Consider the following 13412-nt stretch of genomic DNA (forward strand, 5'->3'; position numbering starts at 1 on the left):
GCAACGGTACAATGCCTTTTTGCGGGAGTCTGCGTCAAGAGTCGCGCATTTTAGCGGACTCTTCAGCGGGCTTTTGCGCGATCGGGCGACACGCTAGAGCCTGATCGCTTGAGGTGGAAGCGCTCTGCGCTTCCGCCGATGGCGTGAATCAGGCTCTATCATATGGTTGAGACCAAGATTCACACTTCAGATTGATTCAATCTGAAGTGATCTTGGTCTAGGAGGGGTATATGGACAATAGCGCCCCCCTTCGCAGCCCCATTCCCAGCGACGTCATCATCCTCGGCGGCGGACTGGTCGGCCTGACGCTCGCGATCGCGCTCGACGCGCATGGCCTGCGCTGCACGGTGATCGATCCGCTCGACCCGTCGGCCCAGCTCGCCCCGGGCTTTGACGGCCGTGCTTCGGCGGTGTCGAGCGCCAGCTGGCGCATGCTCGAAGCGATCGGGGTCGGTGCCAAACTGGAGGGACAGGGCTGTCCAATCCTCGAAATCCGCGTGGCCGACGGCCTGGCGCCCGGTGGGCTCGATTTCGTGCCGGGCGAGCATGACGACCCGCTCGGCATCATGTTCGAGAATCGCGGGCTGCGCCGCGCGCTCCACCAATGCGCCGCGGACGCCGCCGGCGTGACATTGTGCGCCCCCGCCCGCGCGGCCGATGTCGAGCGCGGCCCGCACGGCGTGACCGTGGTGCTGGAGGATGGGCGGGTTCTCACCGCGCCGCTGCTGGTCGCGGCGGAAGGGCGCAACTCGCCGATGCGCGAGGCGGCCGGGATCAATGTCGCGCGCTGGCAATATGATCATGTCGCGATCGTCTCCGCCTTCGATCACGAAAAGCCGCACGGCAATGTCGCCTATGAGATCTTCTATCCGTCCGGCCCGTTCGCGCTGCTGCCGATGCTGTCGGCGACGCCGGGACTGGGACGATCGGCGATCGTCTGGTCGGTCGCGCGCAAGGATGCGGCGGGCATGCTCAAATTGTCCGATCGCGCTTTCCTGGCCGAGGCGGAGAAACAGATGGGCGGTCTGCTCGGCCGGCTTTCACCCGCGGCACCGCGATCGAGCTACCCGCTCGGCTTCCACCATGCCGCGCATATCACGAGCGATCGGCTCGCACTGGTCGGCGATGCGGCGCACGGCATCCACCCGATCGCCGGCCAGGGGCTCAATCTCGGTTTCCGCGACGCCGCGGCACTGGCCGAAGTGATCGTCGCGGGCGCGCGACTAGGGCTCGACCTGGGCGATGCGCAGATCCTTGCGCGCTATGAGCGCTGGCGCAGCCTCGATACCTTCATGGTCGCAGCCTCCACCGACGGATTGACCCGGCTGTTCGGGCTGAAGGGGCGCACGGCTTCGGCGATCCGCCGCTTCGGGCTGGGCGCGGTGCAGCGGATACCGCCGCTCAAGGCACGCTTCATGGCCGAGGCGCGCGGCGAATCGGGCGATCTGCCGAAGCTGCTTCAGGGGATGATGGTTTAGCGACTGGTCGCCCTCAAGGCTCAAACAGCACCGTTCGGACTAGGCCTGCCGGGACGAAGTCGGCCGCAGGCCAACCCCTGCTTTTCTTTTGCGCCAGTGCCGAACAAGGACAGGGCTTCGACAAGCTCAGCCCGAACGGTTCGGCGGAAATCGCGTTTCCTGTCCGCCTCCGAGGCAATGCCAACACAGCACACACATCCCAAACGAAAATGGGGGCTGGCATTGCTGCCAACCCCCACTGCGCCGAGCTTTGCGAACGTCTCAACCTTGCGGCAATCCATTCTCGCTCAGGCGTCGGTGCTTTCCACCCTTCAGCCGAAACCTCCAGGTCGTTCACCGGCTCCTTCTTGGGGTGTCGCGCCGCCTCCACTTGCGTTTCGGCTCGTTTACACCGCTTCCGGCGCCTACCATCTGCTTCCACTCAGCCACTTTCCGAAGAAAATCCTGTGCTTTCACAGCGGCTTGTGGTTGATCGAGGCTTCTTTGGTTTCCCGCGGAACTCTCTCTTCCACGTCACAAAGCTGTCATGAAAACCGAGTCGCACCAAGCGGAAAATCGGCTTCCAAGCCTGTGGATAACGGGGAAAACGGGGATAAGTGCGGCGGCATTTCAGATGGCCAAGCACCAGCCCGAGTCGTGCGCCGACCCGGCGCGATTAGCGCATCTTTCGTAAGGTGCAAGCACCCGGCGATTCGAAATTTTCAGGATTGCGGATCGTGCGCATGCGAAATGGGGGCCAGCATCGCTGCCAGCCCCCACGCTGCCGAACCCGACGTGCACGACCCGAAGGGCCAGCCGCCCGCGCTTCGGCGGTTTGGCGCCCCCACCCGAAAGCGGAGACCACCGATGGCTCCATCCTCAAATCGCGTTCCGCATGCACTTTCGCGCTTGCATCCCGACGCTTGGTCCGTCGCCGAACCGCCGTTTCCAGCCCCAATTCCCGAAGGAAAATCGGCATCCACAGTGGCCTTGCGGGTGAGGAGGCTTCGTCCGTCGCCGTCCGATCTCTCTCGTCCGCAGACACAAGCTTTCATGGAATGCCGAGTCGCGCAAAGCCCCTTCTGGCTGTGGATAACGGGGAAATCGGGGAAAAAAGTACGCCTCTAATCGACGACGACATCGCCCTTCATTCCGAAGCCGCTGTGCAACAGATGCGAACAGTGCGCAGGGTAACGGCCCCTGGTCGGTACCAGCGTCACGTCGGCGCTGGCCCCCTTGGCGAGTTCGACCTTGCCGCGCTTCACGGCGGCCATGCTCGCGGGATCGATCCGCGCCCCGGCGAAGAATTCGGGTGCGGCGAAATTATGCCCGCCCGAGCCGCGATTCACGAAATGGAGCGTCACTGGCTGCCCCGCCTTCAGATGCAGCGATGCCGGCGTGAAGCTGAAATCGGCGAGAATGATCTCGGTCCGTGCCGGAGCCTGGGCGAAGATCGGCGTGGACGTGAGAAGAGTGGGCGTGAGAAAAGCAGCGAGAACGAAGGCGCAGATCGGACGCATGGCATGTCTCCTTGCGCGCGCCATTCAGCGCCAATGCGCCTGTACCGGCGATGAAGCGATCAGTGCCGCCCCGGCGCCCAGTCCGGCGCCGCGAGCGCGAAACCCGCAAATTCGAAACCCGGTGTCACCGTGCAGCTCACCAATGCCCAGCCGTCCATGGCCTCCGCGGCCTGCCATGCATGCGCCGGCACGATTCCCTGCGGGTTTTCGCCGTTCAGCACATCGCCACCCAGCCGGATGCCGCGCACGGGGCCGGTGTCGCTTTCCGCGATCGAGAGCGTGAGCGGATGGCCGGCATGCCACAGCCAGATCTCGGTCGCGTCCACCCGGTGCCAATGCGAACGCTGGCCATGTTCGAGCAGGAAATGGATCGCGGTGCCGGCCGCGCGGGCACCGGCCGCCGCGTCGGCGCGCCAGGTCTCCCGAAACCATCCGCCTTCGGGATGGGGCTCCAGTCCGAGGCGATCGATGATGCGTCGTGCGACGTCTTCCATGTCGCCATCCCAAAAAAAGAAACATTGCGATTCAACAGGTTGCATTGTTGTATGAGGTTCATGCAACCGGCGCGATACTCCCCACGTTGTCAACGCGTCATTGATCTAAATCAAAGGGAAATAGTCATGCGTACTCTCATGCTCGCCATTGGTGCCGCCTCGCTTGCGATACCCGCCAGCTTCGTCGTCCCGACCGACGGCGCGTCGGCAAAGAAGCGTCATAGCAGCTATCGCGAATGGCGCGGTCGCGACGGTCGTATGTATTGCCGCAAGTCCAACGGCACGACCGGCCTGATCGTCGGCGGCGTCGGCGGTGCGCTGGCCGGCCGCGCGATCGATACGCGCGGCGACCGCGCCACCGGCACGATCCTGGGCGCCGCCGCTGGCGCGCTGATCGGCAAGGAAATCGACAGCAAGCGCCGCTGCCGCTGAAACTCGGCACACATCGTTGAAGAAATGGCGCGCTTCGGCGCGCCATTTTTTTGGCTCGGGCCGCATGGAGCATCGCGCTGCCGATCGTCCAGAAATTGCGTGCGCGGCGCCATCGTGCGCCGTCGGCAATTCCATCGCATCGCGGACCGCTTTAACGCAGTGCCATGTCGCTTGCTGCCATATTGAACGCCGCCACCGAAACGCCCGGCGGGCTGTGCTTCGAGATTCCTCCGGGCTGGATGCAGGGGCGCACCGCCTATGGCGGCCTGTCGCACGCGCTCGCGCTACAGGCTGCCCAACGCGTGGCACCCGACCTGCCCCCGCTCAGAACGGCTCAGGTCTCATTCGTCGGGCCCCTTGCCGGCCGGGTGACGGCAAGCGTGACATTGCTGCGCCGCGGCCGCACCGCGGCGTTCGTCCGCGCCGATGTGACGAGCGAGGCCGGACTGGGGCTCACGGCGATCTTCGTCTTCATGCACGACCAGCCATCGCATATCGATCATGTCGCGCTTTCCGCGCCGGGGCCGCTGCCCGCACCGGCGACGCCATCCATATTGCCCGTCAGCGCTCCGAGCTTCATCCACAATTTCGACGTGATCGAGATGCCGCGGATCGGGGCGGACTGGACGCGGTGGGTGCGGCTCAAGGATCGCGACGGTATCGACCCCATGACCGAGATCGCCACGGTCGGCGACGCCCTGCCGCCCGCCGCTTTGGCACTCGCGACGCAGACGGGGCCGATCAGTTCGATGACCTGGCTCGTCAACCTGCTGACCCCGGCGCCCGAGACGCGCGATGGCTGGTGGCTGATGCGATCGGTCGCGGATTATGCGCGCAACGGTTGCTCCAGCCAGGTCATGGCGATCTGGAACGCCGATGGCGTGCCGATCGCGAGCGGCATGCAAAGCATCGCGCTGTTCGTCTGACCGGCTCTTTTACGGCCCGTCCGTTCAGCGGCTCTGCGGCGTGAATTCCGCGACCAGATCGTAGCGATCGCCGGGAAATGTCTGCCGTACCCAGGTGATCGCGGTCCCCATCCGCCAGGTCCAGCGCTCGAGCTGGAGGCAGGCCGTGCCTGGCGCGATGCCCAGCATGCGCGCGATCTGCGGTTCGGCGGGAACCGCTGCGATCCGATGGCGCGCATCGCTCCATGCGACATGATCGAGCAGCCAGGATCCCGGCGCGACCACCGAAAAATCGATGTCGCGCGCATCGGGCACCGCGTCGAGCGCGATCAGCCGCGACTCATGGCCGAACGGCTCCCCTGCGGCATGGTGCACGCCATCGAGCAGGATCACCTGACCGGCACCGTCGAGCGGATCGGCCGCCTGCCGCCGGCGTACGCGCCGCCCGGCCAGCGTGAAATGATAGGCGTCGCCCCGCGCCGCGATCACCTGACCGATATCGGGCACGTCGAGCACCGGCGACTGGATATGCGGATGCGCGACGAATGACCCCGCCCGCCGGCGGCGCTCGATCAGGCCGGCGCGGCTGAGCGCGGTCAGTGCCTTGCTGACCGTCGCGCGCGCACAGCCATAATCGGCAACGAGTTCATGTTCGAAGGGAATCCGGTCGCCCGGCTTCAATGCGCCCGATCGGATCCGGTCCTCGATATCGCCCCTGATCCGTTCGTCCAGCGTCATGCAAGGATCCGTGCCAAAGTCTTCCGGTAACGCGCAGCGATCGCGTCGGCGGCGACATGACGACCATTTGCGACCATTTTGCGGCCCGCGCGCCACACACAGTCGATCGCACCGGTCCGGCCGGCAAAGATCCATCCGTCGAGCAGCGCGTCGCCGGTCCGTTCGGCGAGCGAGAGATGATTCGCATCGAGCGACACGATGTCGGCGGACGCGCCCGCGACGATCCCGCCCGTCACGCCAAGCGCCCGGGCGCCACCGTCGAGCGTCGCATCGAACAGCCGCCGCGCGGTCGAGCGGTCGTCCCCGGCGAGCATGTTGCGGCCGCGATGGGCGAGGCGTTGGCTGTATTCGAGCGCACGAAGCTCGTCGGCCGCGGCGATCATGATGTTCGAATCGGTGCCTGTGCCGATCCGCCCGCCGGCGGCGAGATAGCGCAGAGCGGGAAAGATGCCGTCGCCGAGATTGGCCTCGGTGACCGGGCACAACCCCGCCACCGCGCCGCTCGCCGCCAACCGATCGACCTCCGCCTCGTTCAGATGCGTGGCATGGACGAGGCACCAGCGCGCATCGAGCCCGACATTGTCGAGCAGCCATTCGACCGGCCGTGCGCCGGAGAAGGCGATGCTCGCCTGCACTTCGCCGACCTGCTCGGCGGCATGGATATGGACAGGTCCGGTCGGCCGCATCGCGAGCAATGCCGCCAGTTCCTCACCGGTCACCGCACGCAGGCTGTGCGGCGCAATGCCGAGCCGCGCGTCGCCGCTCAGCAGCCCGGCCGAGGCATCGAGCAAAGCGGCAAAACCGTCGAGATCGTTGATAAAGCGCCGCTGGCCGTGCTTGGGCGGCAGTCCGCCGAAATCGCTGTGCGCGTAGAAGACCGGCAGCAAGGTCAGGCCGATGCCCGTCGTATCCGACGCGGCGACGATGCGCGCCGCCATTTCGGCGGGATCGGCGTAACGCCCGCCCGCGGGATCATTGTGAAGATAGTGGAACTCGCCGACGCGAGTATATCCACCCTCCAGCATCTCGGCAAAGGCCAGCGCGGTGATCGCCTCGACATCGTCGGGGGAAAGCCGGTCGAGAAACCGGTACATCACTTCGCGCCAGCTCCAGAAATCGTCGTCCGCGCCGGCCGTGCCGCGATGTTCCGACAGGCCCGCCATGCCGCGCTGGAATCCGTGGCTGTGCACGTTGCACAGGCCGGGAATGCCGATCGCGTAGCGCTCGTCGCCTGGCTGCGGATCGGCGCGCCCGACATGTTCGATCACACCCCCGGCGATCGCGACGCGAACGCCGTCGGTCCAGCCGGTGGGAAGCAGTGCGGATTCAAGCCAGAGTGTCGTCATGCGAATATGACTAGACATATTCATCGGATTGATCAAGTTTAAGCGCATGGTGATTCAAGCGGACCGTGTCTGGACCAATGCCCGGCTGGCGACGATGGCGTCGTCGGACGCCGGCGGCGCATTGGGCGTCGTCGAATCGGGCATGGTCGCGTGCCGCGACGGACTCATCGTCCATGCCGGTCCCGTGGTGGCGATCGACGCGACCGAGACGATCGATTGCCAGGGTCGCTGGATCACGCCGGGCCTGATCGATTGCCACACCCATCTCGTCCATGGCGGCGACCGCGCGCATGAATTCGAGCGCCGGCTGGCCGGTGCCTCTTATGAAGAGATTGCGCGCAGCGGCGGCGGGATCGTCTCGACGATGGCCGCGACGCGCGCGGCCGGCGAGGACGGCCTGGTCGCCCAGTCACTCCCCCGGCTCGACGCGCTGATCGCCGAAGGGCTGACCACGATCGAGATCAAGTCGGGCTACGGCCTCTCGCTCGATGCCGAACTCGACATGCTCCACGCCGCGCGCGCGCTCGGCAGGCTGCGCGATGTCCGCGTCGTCACCACATTCCTCGGCGCCCACGCATTGCCCCCCGAATATGCGGGCGATGCCGACGGCTATATCGATCATGTCACCGACGAGATGATCCCGGCAATCGCCGCGCAGGGGCTGGCCGACGCGGTCGACGCATTCTGCGAGACGATCGGCTTCACCCCCGAACAGGTCGAGCGCGTGTTTACGGCGGCGCGCGACCACGACCTGCCGGTCAAGCTCCATGCCGAGCAATTGTCGAACAGCCATGGCGCCGCGCTCGCGGCAGGTTTCGGCGCATTGTCGGCCGATCATCTCGAACATCTCGACACCGCGGGCATCGCCGCGATGGCGGAGGCGGGCACGGTCGCGGTGCTGCTGCCCGGCGCCTATTATTTCACGCGCGAAACCCGGCTGCCGCCGATTGTCAGCCTGCGCGAAGCGGGCGTGCCGATGGCGATCGCGACCGACTGCAACCCCGGCACTTCGCCGATGACCTCGCTGCTGCTGGCTATGAACATGGCTGCGACCCTGTTCCGCCTGACCGTCGACGAATGCCTGGCGGGCGTCACCCGCGAGGGCGCGCGCGCGCTCGGGCTGCAGGCGGAAATCGGCACGCTCGAGCCCGGCAAGTCCTGCGATCTCGCAATCTGGGACATCGAGCGCCCGGCCGAGCTGATCTACCGCATCGGCTTCAATCCCCTTCATGACCGCGTGAGAAAAGGCAAATCATGCTGACCGTTGTTCCCGGCCAAGTTCCACTTTCCGATTGGCGTGCCATCTATCGCGGCGCCTCGCCCGTGCTCGACGACAGTGCGCATGCGAAGATCGCGGCGAGCGCCGCCGCCGTCGAACGCATCCTGGCGCGGCACGAGCCGGTCTATGGGATCAATACCGGTTTCGGCAAGCTTGCCAGCGTGAAGATCGGCGACGCCGATCTCGAAACGCTCCAGCGCAACATCGTGCTCAGCCACGCCGCCGGCGTCGGCGCGCCGATGCCCGTGCCGGTCGCGCGGCTGATGATGGCATTGAAGCTGGCGAGCCTTGCCCAGGGCGCATCGGGCGTACGTCCGGCGACGATCGCCTTGCTCGAAGCGATGCTGGCCAAGGATCTGATTCCCGTCATTCCCGCCCAGGGATCGGTCGGCGCATCGGGCGACCTCGCCCCGCTCGCCCATCTTGCCGCGGCGATGATCGGCGTCGGCCGGATCGGCGACAAGCCGGCCGCGCAGGCACTGGCCGATGCCGGCCTCGCGCCGCTGACGCTCGGCCCCAAGGAAGGGCTGGCGCTGCTCAACGGCACGCAATTCTCGTGCGCCTATGCGCTGGCCGGGCTGTTCGAGGCGGAGCGGCTGTTCCAGACCGCGCTGGTGACCGGCGCGCTGTCGACCGAAGCGGCCAAGGGATCGGACACGCCGTTCGATCCGCGCATCCACACGCTGCGCCGGCACAAGGGCCAGATCGAGACCGCGGCGTCGCTTCGCACGCTGATGGCGGGTTCCGCGATCCGCGCCAGCCATGCCATAGGCGACGAGCGGGTGCAGGATCCCTATTGCCTGCGCTGCCAGCCCCAGGTGATGGGCGCGGTGCTCGACCTGTTGCGTCAGGCGGCGGTGACATTGGGCACCGAAGCCAATGGCGTCTCCGACAATCCGCTGATCTTCGCCGAGACCGACGAGGCGCTGTCGGGCGGCAATTTCCACGCCGAACCCGTCGCCTTCGCCGCCGACATGGTCGCGCTGGCGCTGTGCGAGATCGGATCGATCGCCGAACGGCGCATCGCGATGCTGGTCGATCCGGCGCTGTCGGGGCTGCCCGCGTTCCTGACACCACACCCCGGCCTCAATTCCGGCTTCATGATCCCGCAGGTGACCGCCGCGGCGCTCGTTTCGGAGAACAAGCAACGCGCCTATCCGGCAAGCGTCGATTCGATCCCGACCTCCGCCAATCAGGAAGATCATGTCTCGATGGCCGCGCATGGCGCGCGCCGGCTGATGGCGATGGCGGAGAATCTGGCGAACATTCTCGGCATCGAATATCTCGCGGCCGCGCAGGGCTGCGATTTCCACAGGCCGCTGGCATCGAGCGCCACGCTCGAATCGGCACGTACATTGCTGCGGGCACAGGTGCCGACGCTCGACGAGGATCGTCATTTCCACCCGGACATGCTGGCGGCGACCGCGCTGGTGACGGGTGGGGAAGTGGCGGCATTGACTGGACTGCCCGAGGTTTCGGAATGACCTCCACTACCTCCGTTTGTCCCGAGCGAAGTCGAGGGACGTTGAACATCGCGCGAGCGTCCCTCGACTTCGCTCGGGACAAACGGCAGCTGTGCAATGGATAGCTGGCTCACCATCGAACGCGGCACGGCGCCGCTGATCGTCAGCGTGCCGCATGCCGGCACGTGGATACCCGACGATGTCGCCGCCGGTCTCCTCTCTGCGCAGCTCGGCGTGCGCGACGCCGATTTTTATGTCGACCGGCTTTACGGCTTCGCCGCCGCGCTCGGCGCGACGATCATCCACACCCATGTGTCGCGCACCGCGATCGATGTGAACCGCGATCCGTCCGGCGCATCGCTCTATCCGGGTCAGGCGACCACCGGCTTGTGCCCGGCCGAGACTTTCGACGGAGAGCCGCTCTACCGCGACGGCCACGCGCCCGACACGGCCGAGATCGCGCGCCGCCGTCAGGCCTATTTCGATCCCTATCACGCAGCGCTTTCCACCGAGATCGCGCGGCTGCGCGCCAGTCACTCGCGCATCGTCCTGTACGACGCGCATTCGATCCGCAGCCGTGTCCCCCGCCTGTTCGACGGCGAACTGCCCCAGTTCAACATCGGCACCGATGGCGGCGCGACCTGCGACGGCGCACTCGCTGCGGCGGTCGAAGCGGCATGCGATGCCAGCGGGATGAGCCGCGTCACCAATGGCCGCTTTCGTGGCGGCTGGATCACGCGCCATTACGGCGATCCGGCACAGGGCGTCCATGCGATCCAGATGGAACTCGCGATGCGCGGCTATCTCGATGAACTTGGGCGTTGGCCGCCGCTCTGGGACCCGCATGTCGCCGCGCCGCTTCAGGCCACGCTCCGCACCATTCTCACTTCATGTTTCGACTTTGCCAGGGAAGACCAATGACCCGTCTCGACAATAGCCGTTCGATCGCCGCCCCGCGCGGCACCACGCTCAATGCGAAAAGCTGGCTTACCGAAGCCCCGCTGCGCATGCTGATGAACAATCTCGATGCCGAAGTGGCCGAGAATCCGCACGAGCTGGTGGTCTATGGCGGCATCGGCCGCGCCGCGCGCGACTGGGAAAGCTTCGACCGGATCGTCGAGACGCTGAAGCGGCTGGAGGATGACGAGACATTGCTCGTCCAGTCGGGCAAGCCCGTCGGCGTGTTCCGCACCCATGCCGATGCGCCGCGCGTGCTGATCGCCAATTCGAATCTGGTGCCCGCCTGGGCGAATTGGGAGCATTTCAACGCGCTCGATCGCAAGGGCCTGGCGATGTACGGCCAGATGACCGCGGGTTCGTGGATCTATATCGGATCGCAGGGCATCGTTCAGGGCACCTATGAGACCTTCGTCGAAATGGGCCGCCAGCATTTCGGCGGCGACCTGTCGGGTCGCTGGCTGCTGACCGCCGGGCTCGGCGGCATGGGCGGCGCGCAACCGCTGGCCGCAGTGATGGCGGGCGCGTCATGCCTCGCGATCGAATGCCAGCCGAGCCGGATCGAGATGCGGCTGAAGACACGATATCTCGACCATGCCGCGAACACGATCGAGGAGGCGCTGGCCTTGATCGAACAGGCGTGCGCGGAGAAGCGCGCAATCTCGGTCGGCCTGCTCGGCAATGCGGCGGAGATCCTGCCCGAACTCTACCGTCGCGGCGTGCGGCCCGACATGCTGACCGACCAGACCTCCGCCCATGATCCGGTCAACGGCTATCTGCCCGCCGGCTGGACGCTCGATCGCTGGTTCGAGACGCGCGAGCGCGATCCCCAGGCCGTGACCGAAGCCGCCAGCGCGTCGATGGCCGTGCACGTCCAGGCGATGCTCGATTTCCAGGCGGCCGGCGTCGCCACGGTCGATTACGGCAACAATATCCGCCAGGTCGCCAAGGACCAGGGCGTCGCCAACGCCTTCGACTTTCCCGGTTTCGTGCCCGCCTATATCCGCCCGCTCTTCTGCCGCGGCGTCGGACCGTTCCGCTGGGCGGCGCTGTCGGGCGATCCCGAGGACATCTACCGCACCGACGCCAAGGTGAAGGAGCTGCTGCCCGACAATGCGCATCTCCACCGCTGGCTCGACATGGCGCGCGAGCGCATCCAGTTCCAGGGACTGCCGGCGCGGATTTGCTGGGTGGGGCTCGGTGACCGCCACCGGCTCGGGCTGGCCTTCAACGAAATGGTGCGGACGGGCGAGCTCAAGGCACCGATCGTGATCGGGCGCGACCATCTCGATTCAGGGTCGGTCGCCAGCCCCAATCGCGAGACCGAAGCGATGCGCGACGGATCCGATGCCGTGTCGGACTGGCCGTTGCTCAATGCGCTGCTCAACACCGCGAGCGGCGCGACCTGGGTATCGCTGCATCATGGCGGCGGCGTCGGCATGGGCTATTCCCAGCATTCAGGCATGGTGATCACCTGCGACGGATCGGAGGATGCCGACCGCCGGCTCGCACGCGTGCTGTGGAACGACCCGGCGACGGGCGTGATGCGCCATGCCGATGCCGGCTACGACATCGCGCTCGATTGCGCGCGCGAGCATGAGCTCGACTTGCCGGGAATCCTGGGCTGATCTGCCCTTCATGTCATTCCCGCTAACGCGGGAATGACAAAAGGAGAGATCAATCAAACTCTAACGCGCGATCCAGCGTCCGCTGTCGCGCCATTCCTCGCGGATCTGCGAATCCGGCGTGATCGCCGCCGGGCTGCCGGCAAGCGGTTGGCCGCTGCTTTCATAGGCCGGCTGGACGTCGATGGGCATGGCGCGCGGGGCGGGTGCCGAGGCCATCGACAATAGGGGCAGCGGGGTCGCGGGCACCGCGAGCGCCGCAAGCTGCTCGGCAGGCGAGACGACGCGCGGATAGGGGCCGGGTACAGGCTCGCGCAGCGCATAGGCCTGGCGGAAGGCGCCGGGCGTGCCGGCGCCGCCGGGCCAGCGATAGAAGATGTGCGCGCCGACGATCGCGGTCTTGGTCAGGCTCGGCGCCCAGAAGGGCGACACCGCGAGCGTGTGATAATGGGTGGCGAGCCCGACCGGCGCATAGACGGTGCCGGCCAGCGCCTCACGCGCGATGCGGCTGGCGCGCGCCCAGCCGGCCCGCGACGGAGCGCGGCTCAATGCGCCGTCACAGGTGAAGGAGAATTGGCAGCCCGTGACCCGTTCGGACCCCTGATAGACCACGCCGCACACGCTGTTGGGGAAAGCGGGATGGCGGACGCGGTTGAGCACGACCTGTGCCACTGCGCGCTGGCCATCGTCGCTTTCCGACGCGGCCTCGTAATAGATGGCGGTGGCAAGGCAGACCGAGGCGCGCAGCGAATCGGTCGCGGTCGCCGAGCGGAACAGCGCAGGCGCCGCGGCGGCACCGGGGCCGCCGGGCATGGGCACGAGATCGCCGAGCCCGGCAAGTTCCTGCGGCAGCGGGAAATAGCCCGTCGCCCCCGCCGAGGACGCGGCATTATCCTCCTGCACGAAATAATAGGCCGAGCCCGGGAAATGCTCATAGCCCAGCTCGCCGAGCGAATCGGCCCGCGGAATCGCGCGTTCCTGCTCCGCCTGTTCGGCGATCGCGCTCAACCCGGCATGCGCCGATGCCCCCGCGCTCGCGAGCACCGCCAGCGCGAACGCAGCCAGCCGCCGCCGGCGTTTGCCGTGCGCGCGCTGCTGAAACATCGGTCCGCGAAATTCGGTCATGCCCGCCCTAATTGGCCCCGCACATGGGCGGGGATGATGCGCTTAGCGCCGATCGATGCGCGAGGCTTCCC

General features: G+C 66.7%; 12 protein-coding genes. 7 read left to right on the plus strand and 5 right to left on the minus strand.

Features of this window, described 5'->3' with window-relative positions:
* The first annotated feature begins 230 nt into the window (after window positions 1–230).
* Entirely contained in the window at window positions 231–1478 is a 1248-nt protein-coding gene (locus tag AC3WN8_RS04825) for a UbiH/UbiF/VisC/COQ6 family ubiquinone biosynthesis hydroxylase (protein WP_492668256.1), read from the plus strand.
* Window positions 1479–2581: 1103 nt separating this feature from the next.
* Here AC3WN8_RS04825 and AC3WN8_RS04830 read toward each other — a convergent pair.
* A complete protein-coding gene (locus tag AC3WN8_RS04830; RefSeq protein ID WP_492668257.1) occupies window positions 2582–2977 on the minus strand; it encodes a cupredoxin domain-containing protein in 396 nt (131 codons plus the stop codon).
* Window positions 2978–3036: 59 nt separating this feature from the next.
* On the minus strand, window positions 3037–3471 hold the full coding sequence (locus AC3WN8_RS04835) for a cupin domain-containing protein (protein WP_492668258.1): 435 nt from the start codon (window positions 3469–3471) through the stop codon (window positions 3037–3039).
* A gap of 126 nt (window positions 3472–3597) precedes the next feature.
* On the opposite strand from AC3WN8_RS04835, the gene AC3WN8_RS04840 reads away from it, so the two are divergent.
* A complete protein-coding gene (locus AC3WN8_RS04840) occupies window positions 3598–3903 on the plus strand; it encodes a glycine zipper 2TM domain-containing protein (protein WP_492668259.1) in 306 nt (101 codons plus the stop codon).
* A 164-nt stretch (window positions 3904–4067) separates the two neighbouring features.
* Window positions 4068–4829, plus strand: a complete 762-nt coding sequence (locus AC3WN8_RS04845; RefSeq protein ID WP_492668260.1) for a thioesterase family protein — start codon at window positions 4068–4070, stop codon at window positions 4827–4829.
* A 24-nt stretch (window positions 4830–4853) separates the two neighbouring features.
* Here the strand turns inward: AC3WN8_RS04845 and hutC are convergent, their stop codons facing one another.
* Window positions 4854–5546 (minus strand): histidine utilization transcriptional repressor HutC, encoded by a 693-nt coding sequence (gene hutC / locus AC3WN8_RS04850; RefSeq protein WP_492668261.1) that lies wholly within the window; start codon window positions 5544–5546, stop codon window positions 4854–4856.
* Complete coding sequence (locus tag AC3WN8_RS04855; RefSeq protein WP_492668262.1) at window positions 5543–6892, minus strand: formimidoylglutamate deiminase; 1350 nt, start codon at window positions 6890–6892, stop codon at window positions 5543–5545. The genes hutC and AC3WN8_RS04855 overlap by 4 nt, the downstream gene beginning before the upstream one ends.
* A 52-nt stretch (window positions 6893–6944) precedes the next feature.
* On the opposite strand from AC3WN8_RS04855, the gene hutI reads away from it, so the two are divergent.
* The 4 genes from hutI to hutU all read left to right on the plus strand — a co-directional run bounded on the left by hutI (window position 6945) and on the right by hutU (window position 12219).
* Window positions 6945–8153, plus strand: a complete 1209-nt coding sequence (gene hutI / locus AC3WN8_RS04860) for an imidazolonepropionase (protein WP_492668430.1) — start codon at window positions 6945–6947, stop codon at window positions 8151–8153.
* Entirely contained in the window at window positions 8147–9655 is a 1509-nt protein-coding gene (hutH, locus tag AC3WN8_RS04865; RefSeq protein ID WP_492668263.1) for a histidine ammonia-lyase, read from the plus strand. The genes hutI and hutH overlap by 7 nt, the downstream gene beginning before the upstream one ends.
* Before the next feature lie 96 nt (window positions 9656–9751).
* Window positions 9752–10555: an N-formylglutamate deformylase gene (hutG, locus tag AC3WN8_RS04870; RefSeq protein ID WP_492668264.1), complete on the plus strand. Its 804-nt coding sequence runs from the start codon at window positions 9752–9754 to the stop codon at window positions 10553–10555.
* A complete protein-coding gene (gene hutU / locus AC3WN8_RS04875; protein ID WP_492668265.1) occupies window positions 10552–12219 on the plus strand; it encodes a urocanate hydratase in 1668 nt (555 codons plus the stop codon). The genes hutG and hutU overlap by 4 nt, the downstream gene beginning before the upstream one ends.
* Window positions 12220–12279: 60 nt before the next feature.
* On the opposite strand, the gene AC3WN8_RS04880 is transcribed toward hutU, so the two are convergent.
* Window positions 12280–13341 carry a cell wall hydrolase gene (locus AC3WN8_RS04880; RefSeq protein ID WP_492668266.1) on the minus strand — a complete coding sequence of 354 codons (1062 nt, stop codon included), beginning with the start codon at window positions 13339–13341 and terminating at the stop codon, window positions 12280–12282.
* Between the last annotated feature and the right edge of the window lie 71 nt (window positions 13342–13412).

The sequence above is a fragment of the Sphingobium sp. FW305-3-2-15-F-TSA7 genome (genome assembly GCF_058787155.1).

Coding starts and splice junctions, on each gene's coding strand:
- AC3WN8_RS04880 (WP_492668266.1), bottom strand. CDS start 13,341: ATGACCGAATTTCGCGGACCGATGTTTCAGCAGCGCGCGCACGGCAAA.
- hutG (WP_492668264.1), top strand. CDS start 9,752: ATGGATAGCTGGCTCACCATCGAACGCGGCACGGCGCCGCTGATCGTC.
- AC3WN8_RS04840 (WP_492668259.1), top strand. CDS start 3,598: ATGCGTACTCTCATGCTCGCCATTGGTGCCGCCTCGCTTGCGATACCC.
- AC3WN8_RS04835 (WP_492668258.1), bottom strand. CDS start 3,471: ATGGAAGACGTCGCACGACGCATCATCGATCGCCTCGGACTGGAGCCC.
- hutU (WP_492668265.1), top strand. CDS start 10,552: ATGACCCGTCTCGACAATAGCCGTTCGATCGCCGCCCCGCGCGGCACC.
- AC3WN8_RS04855 (WP_492668262.1), bottom strand. CDS start 6,892: ATGACGACACTCTGGCTTGAATCCGCACTGCTTCCCACCGGCTGGACC.
- hutC (WP_492668261.1), bottom strand. CDS start 5,546: ATGACGCTGGACGAACGGATCAGGGGCGATATCGAGGACCGGATCCGA.
- AC3WN8_RS04830 (WP_492668257.1), bottom strand. CDS start 2,977: ATGCGTCCGATCTGCGCCTTCGTTCTCGCTGCTTTTCTCACGCCCACT.
- hutH (WP_492668263.1), top strand. CDS start 8,147: ATGCTGACCGTTGTTCCCGGCCAAGTTCCACTTTCCGATTGGCGTGCC.
- AC3WN8_RS04825 (WP_492668256.1), top strand. CDS start 231: ATGGACAATAGCGCCCCCCTTCGCAGCCCCATTCCCAGCGACGTCATC.
- AC3WN8_RS04845 (WP_492668260.1), top strand. CDS start 4,068: ATGTCGCTTGCTGCCATATTGAACGCCGCCACCGAAACGCCCGGCGGG.